This is a genomic window from Nonomuraea solani (assembly GCF_900108335.1).
Taxonomy (GTDB): Bacteria; Actinomycetota; Actinomycetes; order Streptosporangiales; family Streptosporangiaceae; genus Nonomuraea; species Nonomuraea solani.
Genome location: NZ_FNVT01000052.1, coordinates 1 through 20,395 on the forward strand (window position 1 = coordinate 1; position 20,395 = coordinate 20,395).

Genomic DNA, 20,395 nt, shown 5'->3' on the forward strand with positions numbered 1-20,395 from the left:
TCGTGACAGTCCTTGTCGCACCCCCATCACACCGCTTGGGACGGCCCGCGCTCAGTGCCGTACGGCCCATGGCGAAGGGACCTTGGTCCTCTCACTCCAAGACGTCGGACACCGGACGTCGGGGCACATCCTTGGCGTCGAAGGTGACACCCAGCCTCATGATCATCTGCGGATACTCACCCGCGCAGAGTTCCAGTCGCACGAATTCGCGCAGCAAGTCGATCTCCAGCGCCTGGGTGTGGAAGGCAGCGCTGACGCCATGCGCGGATGCGTACAGCAGAGCGTGCTGCAACGCCTGACCTGCGGCGATCCACTCTTCGCGGTTGTCGCCCCGAGTGGTCAGCACGGCTACGACACCGGTCACCGTCTCGTTCTGATCGCCTGCACGGCCCCAGCCATGCCGCCAGGAATAGTGGCGCTGAGGGAAGTGCGGCTCCGTGAGCGCGGCCTCTCGTGGGTATCCTTCGGCGGGCACCCCGTCGGTGCGGGTACTGCCAGGGGGCCTCGCCCAGCGGATGACCTCCAGGTTGAACCGCTGGTCCTGTACCTGCACGCCCTGCGCGACCTGGGTGAGCGCGGCCAGCACGCTCACCGCGTCAGGAGAGCGGACGGGCGTCAGCTTGGCGCCCTCGCTCATGGCCGCCTTGACCAGCGACTCGATGAGCTGCTCCGGCACCGGTACGTCGGCGAAGCCGGCCCGGTGGGTGCGGCGCCGCTCGATCTCGCCGCCGAGCACCCAGGTCGGCTCGTCGGCCTTCACCTGCTCGCCAGGCTCGACCGTTGCCAGTAGTCCTGGCCGGTCGGGATCGGGCAGGATACGCACCACGGGTTCGTAGCCCTCGCAACGCATCACTGTCCGCATAGTGAACAGGTCCGCCCCACAGCTGATCAGCAACGCCCTGCCAGCGGCATCACCCACGGACAGCTTCCTGTCGGCGTCGGCCCGCAGGCTGATCTCCTCGCCGGCCACGGCGAAAGTCCAGGGCTGAGTGTTGTGCACGGACGGCGCCCAGCGCCCTGCCTCCACCACCGCGTCCAACACCTGTTTCGGCGATCGGATGCTCATGGTCCACCTCCGGGAATCGATGAGCTCAGCGCATCACGTCGGAGCCGTCTGGTGAAGCCGCAATCCTGGTGTGTCCGTCAGCAGTTATGTGCGTCGCGTGTGCGTAGGGTCATAGGTCCTCGGTACGCCGGGACCAACGCCCGATCCTCGCCAGATCGCACAGCGGCGCATCGGCGACGACCGTCATCGACCGGTGGCCTCGTCGTCGGCGAACCCGCCCAGGGCATGCGTGGTAGCGTCCATGCTCTTCACTCGATCATCCGCAGCGGCGGCAAACGGGAGTCGAAGGCCCTCTGTCGCTGTCGATGATCGGCACGTCCGCACCCTGCGTGAAGGCGACGTAGATGGCGACGTTCGCGCCCGCCGCCACTGTCGCTAGGGCGTCCTTCCAGGTCAGCCTCATCGTGCCACCTCCTTTCACCTTGAGCCTCCGCTCGGGCGGCGGTCGTGGCCAGTGCCATTGGTCGGTGGATGCGGGACGTTTCGCCCGCCTACGGCGCTGCACGGCACGCGGTAGCCGGCGCCAAGATACCGGCGAGCTCATCGCGCAGATCGGCGGCGAGTTCGTCCAGGTCGGGGACCCCGTCGGGGTCGGCGATGATGGTGATGAACACCGTGCCGGCGTAGGACAGGATCTCGAAGCTCACCGTCACGTTCCCGCTCTCGGCGACCGCCACGGGGATCACCTGCCGGATGGTCGCGCCGGCGAAGGCCAGTGGCAGGTCCGGGCCGCGCACGTTGCTGACCAGGGTGTGGATGCGGCGCTGGCGGCGCAGGTACCAGCGGTAGAGCCCGAGGGCGGCCAGCAGACGGAACAGCGGCCCGAACAGGCCGGCCGCTGAGGCCTCGGCGGCCGGCTTCTTGCGGGCGGCGAGCAGGCCAGCGATCTTCACCATCCGCCGCTCGGAAGCGCCGGTGACGGGCAGGCTGGCGATCAGCACGCCGAACCGGTTGCCGAGCTCGGCAGAGGTGGCGGTGCGCCGGGCCGACACCGGCACCGAGACCGACAGGGCCTCCAGGTGCTCGCCACGCCGTTCCAGCAGCCTGCGGAGCGCTCCGGTGACGGCCGTCAGGAGAGCGTCGTTGACGGTGCTCCCGTGGCGGTGCGCCGTGGCTCGCACGGCCGCCAGGTCCGCTCGCACGACGGCGAACGTGCGGCGCGGGCCGGTCGGCCGCAGCAGGGAGCAGCGCGCGACGGGCTCCGGACGCATTCCTCCAGCCGCCGCAAGGGCCTTCTTCGCGTCCCGTCCGAAGGACCGCGCTCGGCCGAGCGCTCGTAACCGTTCGGCGAAGGCGTCGGCGACCAGGCTGCTCAGCGACGGCCGCGGCCGGGGGAAGCCGACGGGAGCGTCACGTTGTGGCTGATCGACGAGGGCCGCAAGCAGCGCCAGCCCGCCGATTCCGTCGGCCAGCACGTGGTCGAGGACAACGATCAACGCCGTCCCGCCGTCGTTCAGCCCGGTGACGAAGACAGCCGTCCATCGTGAAGGCGGCATTGGGCCGGTCAGGACGGTGGCGGCCACCTCCAGCAGCGCCCGCTCGTCCCCCGGCGAGGCGCAAGTGAGCTGCCGCACGTGCAGCCGGAGATCGAATCCGGGATCGTCCACCCATACCGGGCGGCCGCAGCCGAACGGCACGGGCACCAGTCTCTGTCTCAGGCGTGGCACCAACCGGATCCGATCTGCGAGCAGCGCCGTCGCCTCCGTCACATCGAACTCCGGCCCCGAATCCAGCAGCAAGACGGCGCCGGCCCTCTGGGACAGCGACGCGCCCGCCCCCATGGCGAGCATGGCCACGTCGGGCGGGCTGGCGCGGTCGATCACGGCCCCGGCTACGCTGGCGAACGAGCGGGTCATCGTGTGCTCTCGAGGATGCGCGTGTCCGGCCCGGGAAAGAAGAGAGACTCTCGCTCAGTGTCCAGCCATCGCACGAGGTAAGGGGGTGAGCCATCGGCGTGCTCCACGCCCACGATGAAACACTCCCTGCGAGGGTTGCCGCCGTACGTGCCCTCCACGATCAGCCGATCACCCACGGTCGCCTTCATGATGGGGCTCCTCATCTCCGCTGCGAGCAGGGGATGGCTCTCATCCCGCCTCCACCATCCGGCTTGCGGCCCGCATGGGGCAGTGCCGTAGGTCGTCGAAGCGCAGGGACCTTTGTCCTTCAGGTGGTGTGCCGTTCGAGCATGAACGCCGCGGCCAGCGCCGACGTCGCCGAGAATGCAGTAGGCGATCAGCTCCGGCTCAGCGACCGTCCTGTCCGGCCTGAGGGACACGTACGCCGCCACCTCACCGAGCCGCGCCTCGGAGATGCCGACGACGGCCCCAGCGACGGCCGGGTGCCTTGAGGATGCCGAAGGGGGATGTTGGGCAGTTGCAACCCGACGGCGTCGCCGGGGCGGATGCCGCGAGCGACCAGCCCATCGGCGACCGAGTCGGACAGCCCGTCCAACTCGGCGTAGTTCATGGCTCCGGCGTCGTGGCGGATCGCGGGCTTGCCCGGCGCGGCCTTCTCCGACTCGCGCAGGATGACAGCGAGGCTGAACATGGACCTGGCCTTCGATCAGACCGGGTGCAGCTCCGTCCTCTTCGTCTTCGCCCTGGCTTGGGAACGCTTTGCCGTCTTTCGTAGCTGAGCCCGCGTGGGGCGGTAGGCGCGGCGCAGCTCCCAGAGTTCGCCCTCGATGCTGCGGGCGAGCTGCGCGACCTCCGGCGCGCCGACGTGGTCACCTGTGACGCCGAACGTCACCTGATCGCAGTAGCTGAAGATGGACACGCCGGTGCGCAGCCGGCTGGCGATGGGGACGTAGGGCAGGATCTCCAGTGCCCGCCGGCCGAGCAGGTACAGCGGTCTGGTCGGGCCGGGGACGTTCGTGGTGACGGTGACGATCTGCCGCTGCGGGAGGTGCGCGGCCAGCCGCATGCCCCAGGACACGGGCGGGAATGGCTCGTGCCCGGCCAGGGTGGTGATCGCCGCGCCGGCCTGCGCCTCCCCGCTCGCTTTTAGCTCGGTCAGGTGCTCGTGCACGGCGCGCAGCCGCTCGGCCGGGTCGGCCACGTGGACGGGCAGGAAGGCCAGCATCAACGAGATACGGTTCTCAAGGACGTCTTCCTCGCCCTGGGCGCGGACCGAGACGGGGACGAGCGAGCGGACGGTGTGCGGTCCCGCCTCCTCGCCGCGCTGGAGGAGCAGGGACCGGTAGGCTCCGCTGATCGCGGCCAGCACCACGTCGTTGAACGTCGCACCCGCCCGGTGCGCCACCTCTTTGACGTCGCTCAACGACGCGCGGGCGACGGCGTATCGCCGGTACTCGCCGATCGGGCCCGTCAGCGTGGAGGAAGTCGCCGGCCGCAGCGCGGCGGTCAAGGCCAGAAATCCGCGCGCGGCGGCCGCGACGCGCTGGGCGGTAGCGCGCGGCGTGGCCAGGGCCCGGCCAATCGCACGCGCCTGCTCGACGGGGTTGCGGAGCAGGTCGCGCAGCGCGTCGGCGGTGAGTGTCAGGGTGGACGGCTCGCTGTCCGGGGCCCACGTGTTGTCAGGCGAATTCCCGGCTCCCTCCGGCGATTCGTCGAAGATCGCGTAGTAGAGCTGGGTGCCGGACACCCCGTCGACCATGCAGTGGTGCACCTTGGAGACCAGGGCCCAGCGGCCCTCGGCCAGCCCTTCGATCACCCAGTACTCCCAGAGCGGGCGGGTACGGTCGAGCCGCTGCGACATGATGTCGCCGATCAGGTCGCACAGCGCCGCGTCGCCGCCCCGGGGCGCCAGCGCGACACGGCGGACGTGGTAGCCCAGCTCGAATCCGGGGTCGTCGACCCAGACGGGCGGGCCGAGATCGAGTGGCACCTGCCGTGCCTTCTGCCGATAGCGCGCCACCAGCGGGAGCCGGGCGCGGATCGCCGCGAGGAACTCCTCGTAACCGGGCGGCGGTCCCTCCAGGACGGCCACCGACGAGATCGCCATCGACACTTCGGGCTGTTCATCTTCAAGGCTCAGGAATGCCGCGTCGAGCGGGCTCATGTGATCGGCCATGTCTGTCGCCACCCTCTGTACACGCCGGTTCTCCCTCAGCATCGTCTGGCGCCCGGGCGACGGGCAGGGCAGAAAGTCCCGAGCATGGGCGGCGTTGTACCCCGCCCATGCTCGGATGCGTGGCGGCCTCGACCTCGGGCCTCTTGGTGCCGAGCCAATGCAGGATCGCCGCAGCCATCTGGCGCGGCACCTCCTGCCCCGTGCACCGCGACCACGACAGGTCCGCTGGACGGGCCGCCGAAGTCCAGGTAGTGGATGCGATCTCCGAGCTCGGCCCACCAGGAGGTCCCGTAGGACGGGTTCGCTACCATTCCTCAGGTGTCGGGCGCGATAGTCCCATAGGTCATCTGTCCAGCCAGCCTTCTGCCACCACCGCGACAGGACAGGGTGCGTGCTGGAGGAAGTTCACCGTTCCCGGACGTCCGGCACGCCTGCGACCGACGACCACGAGAGTCGCGGCATCGTGGTCGTCGCCCGGCAGGATTCGTACGTCTGGATGGCGTGCCGCCCATGCGGACACGTCCTCGGTGGTGGCGAGAGGGGCCTGGCGCATTGCCGCCTCACCGAAGGCGAACTGCATGACGGACGCGTCCGGGTCCTTGTCCGCGACGACGATCAGGCCGGGATTGGTCGAAACGGGCAGCGGCCCAGGGCCGCGTACCACGATCACCGGGCACTCGGCGTGGGCGGCGACGTATCCGGCTACCGAACCGACGACCGCCCTCGGCAACGCGCTCAGGCCGCGAGAGCCGACGATGACGAGCGCGGCACCGCTGGAGAGCTCGACCAAACGCTGGGCGGCGGGCCCCTCGTGAAGTTCGGTCTCGACGAGCACGCCCGAGCTCGTGGCGCGGGCGCATTCGGCGCCGTGCCACAGCACGTGCTCGGCCGCTTTGCGCAGGTGTGCCTTGGCTTCCTCCCCCGCATGACCATACGGCCACTGCCAGGCGTGGGCGAGGGTCAGGGGCAGCTTCCTCAGCTCGGCCTCGTCGAGCGCCCAGTCCAGGGCCTGCATCGAGAAGTCCGATCCGTCGTAGCCGAGCACGATGTGGTTCATGGCGGTTGCCTCCAGTCATTGGCGAGCGATCCCTGGCACAGCCGTTCAGCGCCTCGCCTGCGACGCGGTGGTCCTGCCCATCCAGCTTCGCTCCACCGCGACCGGACCGGCAGGGACTTTCGGCACCTGAGCGTGGGCCGTCCGGCTCTGCCTGCCGTACTGCCCGCCGGACAGTCTTGGAGGTGGACGGCCTCACGGGAACTGCGAGATGGGCCAGGAACGGGAGATCCAGCATGTCGGACGGATATGACGTACTGTTGCGCGACGGTGGCATCGCCCACGTGCGCCCGCTGCGCCCGCAAGACCGCCAGGCACTGCACGAGCTGGTGGAGCGCTCGTCGGAACGCTCGGCCTACCTGCGCTTCTTCACCGGCGGCCGCAACACCGCGCACGCCTACATGGACCGGGTGACCGGTAACAAATACCGCGGCCACGGGCTGGTGGCGAGCCTGCACGGCCGGCTCGTCGCAGTCGCCGAGTACATCCCCATCGACGACGGCAGCGCCGATCTGGCCATTCTCCTCGACGATGCCGTGCACGGCCATGGACTCGGCACCCTGCTACTGGAGCATGTCGCCTTGGACGCGGCCAAGCACGGCGTGCGCGAGCTGGTGGCCGACGTGCTGGCCGAGAACCGGCCGATGATCCGGGTGCTGCACGACCTGGGCCTGGAGGTGACCCAGCGTTTCGAGGGCGGCACGCTGCACGTCAGCATCACAGCCGAGCCCACCCCCCGGTTGCGGGCGGTGATCGAGGCCCGCGACCATCAAGCCGAACGGGCCTCGCTGGCGCGGGTGCTCGCGCCGCGCTCGGTGGCGGTGATCGGCGCCGGCCGGAACGAGAGCGGGATCGGCCACAAGGTGCTGCGCAACCTGCTCGACGACGGCTTCCCCGGGCCGATCCACCCCGTCAACCCCAACGCCGAGGAAGTGGCCGGGCTGGCCTGCCAGGCCAGGGTTCCTGACGGCGTGGATCTGGCGGTCGTGGCGGTGCCCGCCCGGCATGTGTTGCAGGTGGCTCGTGACTGCGCGCAAGCGGGTGTGGCCGGGCTGGTCGTGCTGACGTCGGGGTTCGCCGAGGCCGGGCAGCGGGACGTGGAGTCGGAGTTGCTGAAGATCTGCCGCACGGCCGGAATGCGCCTGGTGGGACCCAACTGCCTGGGTGTGGTCAACACCGCGGTCCGACTCAACGCCAGCTTCCTGCCCCACCACCCCGTTCAGGGCCGCATCGCGTTGATGTCGCAGTCGGGGGCTGTGGGCGCCGCGCTGCTGGAGCGGCTGGACATCTCCTCGTTCGTCTCGGTCGGCAACAAGGCCGACGTCAGCGGCAATGACCTGCTGGACTACTGGGAGGACGACCCCGGCACGGACGTGATCGCGCTGTATCTGGAGTCGTTCGGCAATCCCCGCAAGTTCGCCCGTATCGCCGCCCGCGTTGCGGCCAAGAAGCCGATCCTGCTGGTCAAGAGCGGCAGGAGTAGCGCCGGTGATCGCGCGGTGCGCTCGCACACCGCCGCCGCGGCCACGCCCGACGTCGCGGTGGACGCGCTCACCAGGGCCGCCGGCGTCATCCGCCTCGACAGCGTCAACGAGCTGATCGATACCGCCAAGCTCCTGGCGGCCCAGCCCCTCCCCCGGGGACGCCGGGTCGCCATCGTCGGCAACTCCGGGGGCCCACAGGCCATGGCCGCCGACGCCTGCGAGCGGCACAGCCTGACCGTCCCCGAGCTGCCGCCCGGCCTGCTGAACGCCCGTGCCGCCGCCGCGCTCGGCAATCCCGTCGACCTGACCGCGGACGCGAGCGCCACCGAGATCGGCACTGCGGTGTCGGCACTCGCCGCCACCCCCGACGTGGACGTGGTCCTCGTCGTGTACACCCCGCCGTTCGGCTCCGGGCTGGACGCCACCCGCCAGGCCATCGCCGACGCGGCCAAGGGAGCGGACAAGACCGTGCTGGCCTGCGTCGTCGGCCACGACGACCTCATCGACGGCCGGGTGCCCAGTTACGCCTTCCCCGAGCAGGCCGTCGCAGCCCTCGCGCATACGGTGCGCTACGCCGAATGGCGTCGGCGGCCCACCGGGGCGGCCACGAAGCCCGTGCCGGCGGACGAGGCGAGCGCACGGACGATCGTTGAGGAGGAACTGGCCGCGTGCTCCGGCGGCGGCTGGCTCTCCCCCGACGCCACCGCCCGGTTGCTGAGCTGCTACGGGGTGACGCCGGTGGAGTCAATAGAAGCGGACGGCCCCGAAGCGGCAGCTGAAGCGGCCGCACGCGTCGGCCTTCCGGCCGTGCTCAAGGCCGTCGGTCCCGTGCACAAGAGCGACGTCGGCGGCGTCCGGCTGGGCCTGCGGACCCAGGACGAGGTGCGGGAGGCGTACCGGGAGATGCGGGCGCGCATTGGCGAGGAGATGACCGGCGCGGTCGTCCAGCGCATGCTGCCGGGCGGTGTCGAGATCATCGTCGGCGGCGTCAACTACCCGGCGTTCGGGCCGCTGGTCATGGTCGGCATGGGCGGGGTGCTGGCCGATCTGCTGGCCGACCGCGCCTTCCGGGTGCCACCCGTCACCGACGCCCTGAACATGATCGGCCAGCTGCGCTGCGCCCCAGTACTGCACGGCTATCGGGGCTCGTCGGCCGTGGACGTCGGCGCTCTGGCCGGCCAGCTTGAACGGATCGGCAGGTTGCTCGACGACCTGCCGCAGGTGGCAGAGCTCGATCTCAACCCGGTCATCGTCACACCGGACGGCGCGATCACCGTGGACGCCCGGATCAGGCTCGCTCCCTGCGAGCCGCCGCCTTCCCAACTACTTCGCCGCCTGCGCTGACCAACGACCACGGCCGCTCGGGACTTCCGGCCCTACACCCCGCTCCCGGCCGGAGGTGTGATGGAAGTAACCGGACTTCGCCGCACAGGAGACAGAAAAGAGCTGAACCGTCATGCGCATGACCGTCGCGGACGTGATGACGACCAAGGTCGTCTCCGTCACCGCCGCCACCCCGTTCAAGGACATCGCCGAGGCGCTCATCACCGGCGGCATCAGCGCCGTACCGGTGCTCGACGACGACAACCACGTGCTCGGCATGGTGTCCGAGGCCGACCTGCTGCGCAAAGAGGAATTCCGGGAGGAGTTCTACCGGGAGGGCTACCGGCCGCCGCTGCGCGCCCGGCTGCGCCACCCCAAAGGCCGGAAGAAGGCCGCCGGCGACACCGCCGCAGGCCTGATGACCAGCCCCGCCGTCACCATCTCCCCCGAAGCCTCCGCCGTCTCGGCCGCCCGTCTCATGGACGCCCACGACGTCAAACGGCTCGCCGTCGTAGATCGCAGCGGCCGTCTGCAGGGCATCGTCAGCCGCCGCGACCTGGTCAAGCTGTTCCTGCGCGGCGATGAGGAGATCGCCACCGAGGTACGGGACGACGTTCTCGACCGCAGTCTGTGGGTCGACACCGACGGCGTGCAGGTGGACGTGCGCCAGGGTGTCGTGACTCTGTCCGGCTGGATGGAGCGCCGCACGGAGACCGGCATCGCCGCCCGCATGACCAGCCGCGTCAACGGCGTGGTCGACGTCGTCGACAAGCTCACCTGGAAGACCGACGACTCCAGATGGGAGGCCAAGTAGCGATGCTCGTGCGCGAGGTCATGAGCAGCCCGGCCATTACCGTCCGCCGCACCGACCCGGTGCGGCGGGCCATCCGAACGCTGCACGGCAACGACATCACCGCCGCCCCCGTCGTCGACGACTCAGGCCGCCTCGTCGGCGTGGTCAGCGAACTGGACCTGCTGCGCGGCGAGTTCGAACCCGACCCGCGCGCCACTGTGCGGCCCGCCCGATCCACCCAGGACCCCCCGCCCCGCCGCGTGATGGAGGTGATGACCGGCGACGTCGTCACCGTCAACGAGACCACCGACGTCACCACCGCCATCGACCTCATGGTGGGCAAGCGGATCAAGAGCCTGCCTGTCCTGCGCAGTGACGCCATCGTGGGCATGCTCAGCCGCCGCGACCTGATGGCCATGCTCGCCCGTCCCGACGACGAACTCCGCGCGGCCGTCGTGGACGCGCTGCACGAGCAGTACCCCTTCGGCCCGAGCTGGGACGTCACCGTGCGCGACGGCGTCGCCGAGTTGTCCGGGCCGCCCCACGAGCACGCCGACCACATCGCCGACCTGCTCGCCCGCACCGTACCCGGCATCGTCCGGGTCAGACACTTCAGGAGATCGCCATGAGAACCCTCGTCGAGAACGTGATGACCACCGACGTGGCCGCCGTCAACCAGAACGCCTCCTTCCACACCGTCGCCGAACTGCTCATCAGCCGAGGCGTCAGCGGCTTGCCCGTACTCGACGACGACAACCATGTGCTGGGCGTCGTCTCCGAGGCCGACCTGCTGGCCAAGGAGGAGTTCAAGGAGCGCTACTACGGCGACGACTACCGGCCGCCGCTGCGCGCCCGCATCCGCCACACCGCCGGCAGCGAGGGCAGCGGCTACCGCAAGTCCCTCGGCGAGACCGCCGGCGCGCTGATGACCAGCCCCGCCCACACCACCGCTCCCGACGCCGCCATCGTGACGGCCGCCCGCCTGATGGACCGCCACGGCGTCAAACGCCTGCCCGTCGTCGACGCCGATGGTCGCCTGGTCGGCATCGTCAGCCGCCGCGACCTGATCAAGGTCTTCCTGCGTCTCGACAAGGACATCGAGCAGCAGGTGCGGGATGCCCTGCACGGCAAGGCCGAAGTCACCGTGACCGACGCCGTCGTCACGCTGACCGGCACGTACGCCGAGCGCAGCCAGGCCGTCACCGCCATCCGCCTGGCCGAGAACATCGACGGCGTCGTCGCCGTCCACGACACCCTCGACTGGAAACACGACGACATCGCCGACCTGCCCATATGGGGCGGCGCATGACAGGAAACCCGCCGTCCCCGGACTCACCGGGCCCTCGGCCGCGATGGAGCTGATGCCGGGCAAGTCGTCGTTACCGACGGCGGTGATCCAGTCGGGCAGGTTGTGTTCGGTCAGACGTGTGAGCATTTCGGTGAAGGCGCGGACGTGACCTGCGGTGGCGTTGAGTTCGGGGCAGCGTTCGGGAGTGGATGGCCTGGGCCTGGTGGGTGATGCGCGATGGTCGTGATCTTTGTGTCCAGAAGTCCTCGGTAACGGACAAGATCCGGTGGGGGCGCTCGATCGCCTCGCTTGAGCGACGTCGGAGGCGACAGCAATGTGGATCACGCTTCTGATCAAGGAGGCAGTGCTTCGAACCGCGGATCAGGCAACGGCGAGATAGTCAACATTATGTAGACTATTCACATCATGGCAAATACATCTGGTGGAGCTCGCGACGTCGAGCGGCTCGCGTCTCGGCTGCGGATGCTGGCCCTGCAGCGTTCAGACGCATGGCTGGACCTCGACCTCACGCTGCCGCAGTTGCGCGTGTTGTTCGCCGTTCGCCGACGAACCGGGTGCACGGTGTCAGAGCTGGCCCAGACCCTCGGACGACGGCTTGCGGCAACGTCCGCTCTGGCCAATCGGCTGGTCCGCGCCGGGCTGCTGCGCCGCGTCAGCGATCAGGACGACCGTCGGCGGATCCGACTGGAGCTCTCCGACAAGGCGGAACAGATGCTGACCATGGTGGACCAGCGGTCGGCGGACAGGTTCGCAGCCATCTTGGGACGCATGAGCACGCAGGGCCGTGCCGCGCTGGCCGACGCCTTGAGCGAGCTCATCGAGCTCGTGTCGTCCGACCTGCTCGAAGACCTGGCGCCGGGCGCCGATCCCAACCGCACGGAGAAGGGATTCCCGTGAGCGCATATCCGTACGACAACCCGTACGAGGGCTTATCCGGAACGATCAATATCAGGGCCGTCCGAGCCGCCGGTTTTCGGGAACGCCAACTCGATACCGGGACCCTGCGGATCAACTACGTGGTGGGCCCGGACAACGGACCTCCGCTGGTTTTGCTGCCGGCGCAGATGGGGATCTGGGAGAGCTACCAGCGGGTGCTGGTGCCGCTGTCGCGCCGGTTGCGGGTCTACGCGGTCGACATGCGCGGGCACGGCAAGTCGAGTTGGACCCCGGGAGCATACTCGTGGCGACACCTCGGCGCGGACATGACGGCCTTCCTGTCCGAGATCGTACGGTCCCCTGCCGTCATCTCCGGCAATTCCTCCGGCGGACTCCTCGCCCTGTGGTGTGCGGCCAACCTCCCCGATCAGGTCGCCGGGGCGATCCTGGAGGACGCCCCGGTGTTCTCCGCGGAGATGCCCCGCTTCCGCGACCGCGACCGCTTTGTGTTCGGCGGGCTGAAGCACCTCGCCGAAACCCTCGGCGATCCTCACCACCGGGATCTGGCCGACTACTTCCGCGGCTTGACGCTCCCGGTCTCCGCAACCCGGGAGAAGCGCGTCCCGGACTGGTTCATCTCTTTTCTGTCCCGTCGCGTCCAGGCGTTCCAGTCACGCCATCCCAGCGAGCCCGTGGACATCCGTTACTTCCCTCTCAAGCTCCGTCTGCTGCTCAAGTGCCTGTCCATGTACGACCCCGACTTCGCGCGGGCCTTCGTCGACGGCCGATTCTACGAGGGGCTCGACCACGCTGACGCGCTCGCTCACGTGTCGTGCCCGCTGTTGGTGCTGCACGCCGACTGGCGGCGTGTGCCGGGCCACGGCCTGATCGGCGCGATGGATGACGAGGACGCGGCTCGGATCGGGGAGCTTGTACCGCACAGCCGATATAGGAAGATCCATGCCAATCACGTGATCCACATGTTCGAACCCCGCCAATATGTGGAAGCGGTTGACACCTTCCTCAAGCAAGACGTCCTGGGCGAGTTCGCCAGACCAGCGGGACCGGCGTGATGTCACCAATTGGCTCCTGGCGCCGGGCGGCAGGTGGGGAACACGACCGCTCCCTCGCGCAAGGGCCGTTGATCAGGCCGTTGACGGCGGCCGGTGAGCCATGTTCGTCAGCGCCCGGAAGTACCTGCGCCGAAGCGGAGGGTGCGCGGCGTCGCGGGGAGTAGAGGGGATTTCATCAGCTCCAGGACCAGTTGCGGATCTCGGCGGGGTCCTCGCCATGCTCGCGGGTGTAGGCGCGCGCCTGCAGCCTGGCATCCGACATCTGCTGCCGTAGGTGCGCGGCCGTGGTACGTAGGCCGGGGACGCGGTCGATGACGTCCATGACCAGGTGGTAGCGGTCGATGTCGTTGAGCATGGCCATGTCGAACGGTGTGGTGGTGGTGCCTTCCTCCTTGTAACCGCGCACGTGGAGGTTCGCGTGGCCGCGACGCCGGTAGGTCAGGCGGTGGATCAGCCAGGGGTAGCCGTGGAAGTTGAAGATGACCGGCTTGTCCGTGGTGAAGAGCGTGTCGAACTCGGCGTCCGGCATGCCGTGCGGGTGCTCAGAGGGCGGCTGGAGACGCATCAGGTCCACGACGTTGACGACCCGGACCTTGAACTCGGGCAGGTGCTCGCGCAGCAACGCGGCGGCGGCCAGCGTCTCCAGGGTCGGCACGTCGCCTGCGCAGGCCAGCACGACGTCGGGCTCAAGTCCCTGGTCGGTGGAGGCCCACGGGAGGATGCCGAGCCCGCGCGTGTTGTGGGCGATGGCCTCCTCCATGGTGAACAGGTCGAGCACGGGTTGCTTGCCCGCCACGATGACGTTGACGTAGTCATGGGAGCGCAGGCAGTGGTCGCCGACCGAGAGCAGGGTGTTGGCGTCCGGCGGCAGGTAGACGCGCACGACCTCGGCCTTCTTGTTTACCACTACGTCCAGGAATCCCGGATCCTGGTGGCTGAAGCCGTTGTGGTCCTGCCGCCACACGTGGGAGGACAGCAGGTAGTTGAGTGAGGCCACCGGCCGCCGCCAGGCGATCTTCTTCGCCGTCTCCAGCCACTTGGCGTGCTGGTTGAACATGGCGTCGATGATGTGGATGAACGCCTCGTAGCAGTTGAACAGCCCATGGCGGCCAGTCAGCAGATAGCCCTCCAGCCAGCCCTGGCACAGGTGCTCGCTCAGCACCTCCATCACCCGGCCGCCGGCGGCCAGATGCTCGTCGGTCGGCTTGATCTCGGCGTTCCAGGCCCGGTCGGTGGTGTCGAAGACCGCTTGGGGCCGGTTGGAGGCGGTCTCGTCGGGGCCCATCAGCCGGAAGGTGCGCGGGTTGGCGGCGATCACGTCGCGCAGGAAAACGCCCAGCACGCGAGTCGGCTCGGTGGACTGCGCCGCCGGAGACTTGACCTCTACCGAGTAGTCGCGGAAGTCCGGCAACGTGAGCGGGGCCAGCAGCTCACCGCCATTGGCGTGCGGGCTGGCGCTCATCCGCAGCGGCCCCTCCGGCACCGTCTGCAGCAGGGCGGGCACCGGGCGGCCCTCCGCGTCGAACAGTTCTTCCGGGCGGTAGGAGCGCAGCCACTCCTCCAGCATCGCCAGGTGCTCGGGGTTGTCCTGGATCCCGGACAACGGCACCTGGTGGGCTCGCCACGTCCCTTCGACGGGCAGCCCGTCGACTTCGCGCGGGCCGGTCCAGCCCTTCGGCGTACGCAAAATGATCATGGGGAGTCTGGCGGACCGGCCGTCCTTGTAGGAGGCGATCTGGTCGAACACGGTGTCCAGGGTGCCGGCCATCTCCTCGTGCGAGGGGCCGACGATTTGAGGGTGGTAGCCGTACCCCTCCATGAGCTTGACCAGCTCGTCCTCGGGGATCCTGGCCAGTACGGCCGGGTTGGCGATCTTGTAGCCGTTGAGATGCAGGATGGGCAGGACGACGCCGTCGCGGTAGGGATCGAGGAACTTGTTGGAGTGCCAGCTCGCCGCGAGCGGGCCGGTCTCCGCCTCACCGTCGCCGACCACGCAGGCCACGACCAGCCGGGGATTGTCGAATGCCGCGCCGTAGGCGTGTGCGAGCGAGTAGCCGAGCTCGCCGCCCTCGTGGATGGATCCCGGGGTCTCCGGTGCGACGTGGCTGGGGATTCCGCCGGGGAAGGAGAACTGCCGGAACAGCCGGCGCATGCCGGCGGCGTCCTGGGAGATCTCGGGGTACTTCTTCGAGTAGGAGCCTTCCAGCCACGCGTGCGCGACCGCCGCGGGGCCGCCGTGCCCGGGGCCGACGACGTACATCATCTCTTGCTGGCGCTCGGCGATGATCCGGTTGAGGTGGGCGAAGGTGAAGTTCAGGCCAGGCGTGGTGCCCCAGTGGCCCAGCAGGCGCGGCTTGACGTGCTCCGGCTTCAGCGGCTCGGCCAGCAGGGGGTTGTCCCGCAGGTAGATCTGCCCCACGGACAGGTAGTTCGCGGCACGCCAGTAAGCGTCGATTCGCTGCATCGTCGTCATGTCTTCGATGCTGTCGAAGGGGGGCCTCGCGGCCTAGGGCCCTTGGTCCCTGATCTCATGGGTCACACGGTCCGGGCTATCGGATGCCCTATGCCTTCCTTGACGGCGAGGACTGCCGCGCCGGCCAGCGTCCAGGCGGTCACCACAGCCAGGTCGGCCCACGGGAACGACCGACCCGCCGGATCGAGTACGGCGAGTAACGCGTGGGAGATGTGCTTCAACGGGAAGACATCGCCGATCATGCGCAGCACGCCGGGCAGTTCGCCACCGATGACGAACACGTCCGAGACGAAGGCAAGCGGGAGAAAGAGGCCGAGGGTGATCGCGTTCACAGTCTGCTGCCTGCTCACGAACGCCACCACGACGGCGGCGAGGAGAGCGAAGCAGGCCCCGCCGAGAAGGATCGCGGCGAGGGCCCCGGGGATCATGGCTGGCACGACTTCTACGCCGAATCCGAGCGCGGCCACCACCGTCAGCACGACGACGGTGGACAGCGTCACCAGGAGCGCGGTGGAGAGGTTGCCCGCGTGGTAGGCCCAGCGTGGAAGCGGGGCGCCCGCGAGCCGTTTGAGCACCCCGCGCTCGCGGTCGCCCGCGATCGTCTCGGCGATGTTGACGAAGGAGGCCACTCCCACCGTGTACGTGGTCATAGCGGCGAGCATGAACACCGGCAACGGCACACCCGCGGACCGCGCCCCGGCGAAGATCAGCGAGATCAGCGCGAGGAGCAGCACCGGCAGGACCAGGGTGAAGAACGCCGTGGACGGGTCACGGCGCAGCCTGGTCACCGCGTGTCCCACCTGCCCGGCCAGCAGGCGCCACGGCGTAGGGCGGCCTTCCCGCCCCGGCGACCGGCGAAGAGCCGCATGAGCCGTCGCGGCCCGGCCCGGCGGGCGATACCAGCGGAAGCGCCATACAGCGACGGCCGCGCCGCCGATCCCCCAGGCCGCCAGCACCGCCAGGTGGCCGGCCTGGAAACCGGAGCCGGTCAGGAACGGGTTCATGGCGTCGCGGACGGCATTGGCCAGGTGCCGCAGCGGGAAGATCCAGCCCAGAACGTCCAGCCAGGCGGGCAGCCGGGCGCCGACGAGGATGATGTCGGAGATGAACGCCAGCGCCAACAGCAGCCCGGTACCGGCCAGTTGCACGGCCGCCGCGCTGCGCACCAGCCCGACCACCGCGAAGCCGAGGGCGGAGAAGCAGGCCGCCCCGGCCAGGAGGGTGAGGAGCAACGCGGGCAGGGTGCGCCAGACGATCTGCACGTCGTAGAAGATCAGACCCGCCGCCAGCAGCAGGGCGGCCGTCAGCAGAGCGATCACCAGCGATGCGCCGATCAGCCCGGCCAGCACCGCCGAGGCGGGCGCCGGCGTGCCGCGCAGCCGCTTGAGCCACTCGCGGTCGCGCAGGTCGGCCAGGTGGATGGCCAGCATGCCGAAACAGCCCTGAGCGACGCCGAACACCATCATGACCGGGATGACGAACTGCATGACCTTGACGCCCGTGCCGGCCGCGACGACCTCGTTGCCGACCGCGGCACCGACGATCACCGTCATCAGCAGGGGCATCGCGATGGTGAAGACGGCCGCCATCGGGGTGCGGAAGAAGGAGGTGAGCTCGTGCCGGACCAACCGGGCGATCATGATGTCGCCTCGCTGACCAGGTCGAGATAGACGTCCTCGAGCGATGGCTGGGCCAGCGTCAGCGAGGTCAGCTCGGTGCCGCGGTCCAGCGCCCAGCCGGTCAGCGTGTGCATGTCGCGGGCCGGCTGGGCCGTTTCGATGGACACGACGGGACCGCGCGTTTCGACGCTGCCGGTGAGGACCGGCAGGTCAGCCGGCATCGTTCCCTTGGGCAGCCGGAAGGACAGCACACTCGTGTGCCCGGCGCCGATCAGTGCTTCCGGCGTGCCGACGGCGACCAGCCGTCCCTCTCTCAAGATCGCGACTCGGTCGGCCAGATGCTGCGCCTCGTCCAGATAATGGGTGGTGAGCAGGATCGTCGTGCCGGAGGAGCGCAGCCCCTCGATCAGCTCCCAGGCGTGATGCCTGGCCGAGGGGTCGAAGCCGGTGGTCGGCTCGTCCAGGAATAACACCTCAGGCCGGCCGGCCAGGCCGAGCGCCAGGTCCAGGCGGCGCCGCTGCCCGCCGGACAGCGTACGAACGCGGGCGTCGCGCTTGTCCTTGAGTCCGACCTGCTCGATGACCTCGTCCGGGTCCCGGGGACGGGGGTAGAAGCCGGCGTACAACCGCAGCAGTTCGAATACGGAGAACTCCTCCTCGAACCCGGCCTCCTGCAGCACGATCCCGATGCGCTCCCGGTAGCCGCGACCGCCGGTGACCGGGTCGAATCCGAGAACCGACACCTCCCCGGCGTCCCGATCACGGTGCCCTTCCAGGATCTCCACCGTCGTGGTCTTGCCTGCGCCGTTCGGCCCGAGCAGCGCGAACACCTCTCCTCGCGCGACGGTAAAGCTCACGTCATCGACGGCTTTCACCGCTCCGTAAGTCTTGCTCAGTCCTCGTACGATCACCGCCGACATGTCAGCTCCTTCCGCGAGTACTTTCAATATCTGCGGAGGCGACTTGGCCCGGACAGGGCCGAAAGGCACACCGTTGGACCTTTCAGCGGGAATCCGTGACGCGGAAGACCGGGACTTGGCCCGGACAGGGCCGAAAGGCACACCGTTGGACCTTTCAGCGGGAATCCGTGACGCGGAAGACCGGGACTTGCCCCGCTATCCGTTCGAACTCCGCCAACGGCGCACGCCGGTCCACGGGCACGTGGGGCCGCGCTCCCGGCCCGAGCTCGAGATAACGGCGCAGAACGGGCGCCCATGCCGCCGCGGGCTCGATCTCTTCCAGCCGAACCTGCACGGGCCGACCGTGCCGCAACACCACCCGTCCTCCGGCCGCGCGCATGTTGAGCACCCAGTTCGCCTTCTGGCCGAGCATCGACACCAGGTACCTCTCGCCCTCATGGTCGGCGACCACGAGCGGGAAGGCGATGACGCGGCCGGTGCGCCTGCCGCGGACCCCCAGGGTCACCGCGCGTCCAACCCATCCGGTGGAGTGCAGCACTCTCCAGGTCCGGTTCATGGCACGGGCCACACGGTTCGGCCGCCCGCCCGGATAGAGCCAGTGGTGCCAACGCTGCCAGGGCTTTGAGCAATTCGTGGCGCTTCGCATGATTCCTCCTGCCTCGGGCTTCCGGTCAGCTCGCCCATGCGCGCAACCTTTGTGGGCTTCCTGAGCCTCGCATTCGGGCCAGCGATTCCTTTTCGAGGCAACGGACCCATTGCGGGGTCAGTCCCAGCTTCGTAGCGATCTGCCGTGGTGTGTGCCGGTCGTGCCCGTCCAGCCCGAAGCGCAACCGCAGGATGAGCGCCTGCCGCGGCGCCAGCCCCGCCACGAGGGAGTCGATCGCCTGCTTGAGCATCTTCTGTTCAACGAGCCGATCCGTGGCACGACACTGATCGTCCTCCACCAGGTCCCCGATGGTGTGTCGCTGCGGCCCTTCTCCCGCAGGCAGGTCGAGGCTGAGGCAGTTCCACGGCAGCCGCCGTAGCACGGCGAGTTTTGCCGGCTTCTGTTGTGTTTTCTCGGCCAGTTCCCGCTCGGTCGGAGTGCGCCCGAGCCGATGGGTGGCCTCCGACTCCACCCGCGCGATCTTGATGAGCTGGTCCTGCACACCGATTGGCAGCCGCACCGCGTGCGCGTGTTCCAGCCCATGCTGGATGGCCTTACGGATCCACCAGGTGGCGACCGTGGAGAACCGGTTGCCTCGGGCGTGATCGAAACGGTCGACGGCCTCGATCAGCCCGAGATTCCCGTCCTGGATCACGTCCGCCAGCGACATGCCGCGGCTGGCGTACCGTTTGGCGATCGACACGACGAGCCGCAGGTTCGCCTCGATCATGTGCTTCCTGGCGGCCCGTCCATCGGCGGCCACGGCCGCCAGCTCGGGGTCTGCGGCTCCTTGCTCGATCAGGTGAGCGGCGTAGGCGCCCGCCTCCATCCGCTTGGCGAGCGCCGTCTCCTCGTCTGTGGTCAACAGCGGGGTCGCACCGATCCGGGCCAGGTAGTCGCTCACCTGGTCCCGCGAAATCACCTGGATGTTCATCGCGCTGTCCTGCTCCCGGCCTGCGGGCCGCGAGCCGTCCGCTCCGACGACGATCATGCTTCCTCCTCAGTTCCCTTCACAGGACACTCTGAAGATCGCTTACCGCCAAGCGCCGAAGGGCCCCATGCGTGGGGACCTTCGCCACAACGCCGCTCGCACCACGCGCCTTCGGAACGGGTCATCCCGAATGACCAGACGCCCACCCCGGTGGGCGGGGGTGGGCGTCTGGTCGTTCGCGCTACTTCAGCCAGGGGGTGCGCTGGATGATCGGCAGGTTGCCGAGTCCGAGCGTGGTCCCCGCTCCGGCGAGGGCCAGGCCGGCCAGGACGATGGCGTAGATGATGTGGTCGTCCATGAACGGGTTGTTGGCCAGGGGCAGCTCGGCCGCCCACATCAGGACCAGCAACAGGCCGCCCGCGAACGCGGCGATCCGCAGGCCGACCCCCAGGGTCAGCGCCAGGCCGATGCCCAGCAGACCGGCCATGAACAACCAGTCCACCCACGCATGCCCGGCCAGGCCCGAGAAGAAGCCGCCCAGCGCGTTCTCGCCGCTCCCCTTCAGGAACCCGGTCGTCGGGCTACCGCCCTCGATCCAGGCCCGATTGGCCGGAGTGGCGAAACCCCAGCCGAACGTCTTGTCCAGAAACGCCCACAGAAACACCCAGCCGATCGAGACCCGGGCGACCGCCCAGACATAATCGACAGGACGGTGAGCAGCGGCGATCGTACCTGCCGCCGTCGGCTTGTGGATGGTGGTGGCCATGGCGAGCCTCCCTTTCAGCTCTTCGTGACA

At 69.1% G+C, this 20,395-nt stretch carries 19 protein-coding genes; 6 read left to right on the forward strand and 13 right to left on the reverse strand.

Annotation, left to right across the window (positions count from 1 at the left end; translation table 11 throughout):
• Positions 1-91: 91 nt before the first annotated feature.
• From C4V41_RS59795 to C4V41_RS59820, 7 genes are all read right to left on the reverse strand, one after another.
• On the reverse strand, positions 92-1,066 hold the full coding sequence (locus C4V41_RS59795) for an Acg family FMN-binding oxidoreductase (RefSeq protein ID WP_103964909.1): 975 nt from the start codon (positions 1,064-1,066) through the stop codon (positions 92-94).
• Between the two features lie 256 nt (positions 1,067-1,322).
• Positions 1,323-1,469, reverse strand: a complete 147-nt coding sequence (locus tag C4V41_RS62655) for a hypothetical protein (protein WP_160150802.1) — start codon at positions 1,467-1,469, stop codon at positions 1,323-1,325.
• Positions 1,470-1,557: 88 nt separating this feature from the next.
• The gene (locus C4V41_RS59800) at positions 1,558-2,922 is read right to left on the reverse strand and encodes a wax ester/triacylglycerol synthase domain-containing protein (RefSeq protein WP_103964910.1); all 1,365 of its coding nucleotides are present in this window, start codon (positions 2,920-2,922) and stop codon (positions 1,558-1,560) included.
• Positions 2,919-3,110 (reverse strand): DUF1918 domain-containing protein, encoded by a 192-nt coding sequence (locus tag C4V41_RS59805; protein WP_103964925.1) that lies wholly within the window; start codon positions 3,108-3,110, stop codon positions 2,919-2,921. Before C4V41_RS59805 ends, C4V41_RS59800 begins: the two co-directional genes overlap by 4 nt.
• A gap of 188 nt (positions 3,111-3,298) precedes the next feature.
• Positions 3,299-3,613 (reverse strand): AMP-binding protein, encoded by a 315-nt coding sequence (locus C4V41_RS59810; RefSeq protein ID WP_103964911.1) that lies wholly within the window; start codon positions 3,611-3,613, stop codon positions 3,299-3,301.
• 15 nt (positions 3,614-3,628) lie between these two features.
• Entirely contained in the window at positions 3,629-5,098 is a 1,470-nt protein-coding gene (locus C4V41_RS59815) for a WS/DGAT/MGAT family O-acyltransferase (protein WP_103964912.1), read from the reverse strand.
• A gap of 343 nt (positions 5,099-5,441) precedes the next feature.
• Complete coding sequence (locus C4V41_RS59820; RefSeq protein WP_235031098.1) at positions 5,442-6,143, reverse strand: universal stress protein; 702 nt, start codon at positions 6,141-6,143, stop codon at positions 5,442-5,444.
• A gap of 245 nt (positions 6,144-6,388) precedes the next feature.
• Here C4V41_RS59820 and C4V41_RS59825 point away from each other — a divergent pair, with 245 nt between their 5' ends.
• The 6 genes from C4V41_RS59825 to C4V41_RS59850 all read left to right on the forward strand — a co-directional run bounded on the left by C4V41_RS59825 (position 6,389) and on the right by C4V41_RS59850 (position 13,010).
• Positions 6,389-8,980, forward strand: coding sequence for a bifunctional acetate--CoA ligase family protein/GNAT family N-acetyltransferase (locus C4V41_RS59825; RefSeq protein ID WP_103964914.1), 2,592 nt, complete (start codon positions 6,389-6,391; stop codon positions 8,978-8,980).
• 118 nt (positions 8,981-9,098) lie between these two features.
• A complete protein-coding gene (locus C4V41_RS59830) occupies positions 9,099-9,773 on the forward strand; it encodes a CBS domain-containing protein (protein ID WP_103964926.1) in 675 nt (224 codons plus the stop codon).
• 2 nt (positions 9,774-9,775) lie between these two features.
• On the forward strand, positions 9,776-10,381 hold the full coding sequence (locus C4V41_RS59835; protein WP_160150803.1) for a CBS domain-containing protein: 606 nt from the start codon (positions 9,776-9,778) through the stop codon (positions 10,379-10,381).
• On the forward strand, positions 10,378-11,061 hold the full coding sequence (locus tag C4V41_RS59840; RefSeq protein ID WP_103964916.1) for a CBS domain-containing protein: 684 nt from the start codon (positions 10,378-10,380) through the stop codon (positions 11,059-11,061). The genes C4V41_RS59835 and C4V41_RS59840 overlap by 4 nt, the downstream gene beginning before the upstream one ends.
• Positions 11,062-11,523: 462 nt before the next feature.
• A complete protein-coding gene (locus C4V41_RS59845; RefSeq protein WP_160150804.1) occupies positions 11,524-11,958 on the forward strand; it encodes a MarR family winged helix-turn-helix transcriptional regulator in 435 nt (144 codons plus the stop codon).
• Positions 11,955-13,010 carry an alpha/beta fold hydrolase gene (locus C4V41_RS59850; protein ID WP_103964918.1) on the forward strand — a complete coding sequence of 352 codons (1,056 nt, stop codon included), beginning with the start codon at positions 11,955-11,957 and terminating at the stop codon, positions 13,008-13,010. Before C4V41_RS59845 ends, C4V41_RS59850 begins: the two co-directional genes overlap by 4 nt.
• A gap of 175 nt (positions 13,011-13,185) precedes the next feature.
• Here C4V41_RS59850 and C4V41_RS59855 read toward each other — a convergent pair whose 3' ends face one another.
• From C4V41_RS59855 to C4V41_RS59880, 6 genes are all read right to left on the reverse strand, one after another.
• Positions 13,186-15,483: a phosphoketolase family protein gene (locus tag C4V41_RS59855; RefSeq protein ID WP_103964919.1), complete on the reverse strand. Its 2,298-nt coding sequence runs from the start codon at positions 15,481-15,483 to the stop codon at positions 13,186-13,188.
• A gap of 62 nt (positions 15,484-15,545) precedes the next feature.
• Complete coding sequence (locus tag C4V41_RS59860) at positions 15,546-17,123, reverse strand: ABC transporter permease (protein WP_103964920.1); 1,578 nt, start codon at positions 17,121-17,123, stop codon at positions 15,546-15,548.
• Positions 17,120-18,022, reverse strand: coding sequence for an ABC transporter ATP-binding protein (locus C4V41_RS59865; protein WP_103964921.1), 903 nt, complete (start codon positions 18,020-18,022; stop codon positions 17,120-17,122). Before C4V41_RS59865 ends, C4V41_RS59860 begins: the two co-directional genes overlap by 4 nt.
• A gap of 154 nt (positions 18,023-18,176) precedes the next feature.
• Entirely contained in the window at positions 18,177-18,668 is a 492-nt protein-coding gene (locus C4V41_RS59870) for a nitroreductase/quinone reductase family protein (protein WP_103964922.1), read from the reverse strand.
• A 25-nt stretch (positions 18,669-18,693) separates the two neighbouring features.
• Positions 18,694-19,659 (reverse strand): sigma-70 family RNA polymerase sigma factor, encoded by a 966-nt coding sequence (locus C4V41_RS59875; RefSeq protein ID WP_103964923.1) that lies wholly within the window; start codon positions 19,657-19,659, stop codon positions 18,694-18,696.
• 181 nt (positions 19,660-19,840) lie between these two features.
• On the reverse strand, positions 19,841-20,365 hold the full coding sequence (locus C4V41_RS59880) for a hypothetical protein (protein ID WP_103964924.1): 525 nt from the start codon (positions 20,363-20,365) through the stop codon (positions 19,841-19,843).
• Between the last annotated feature and the right edge of the window lie 30 nt (positions 20,366-20,395).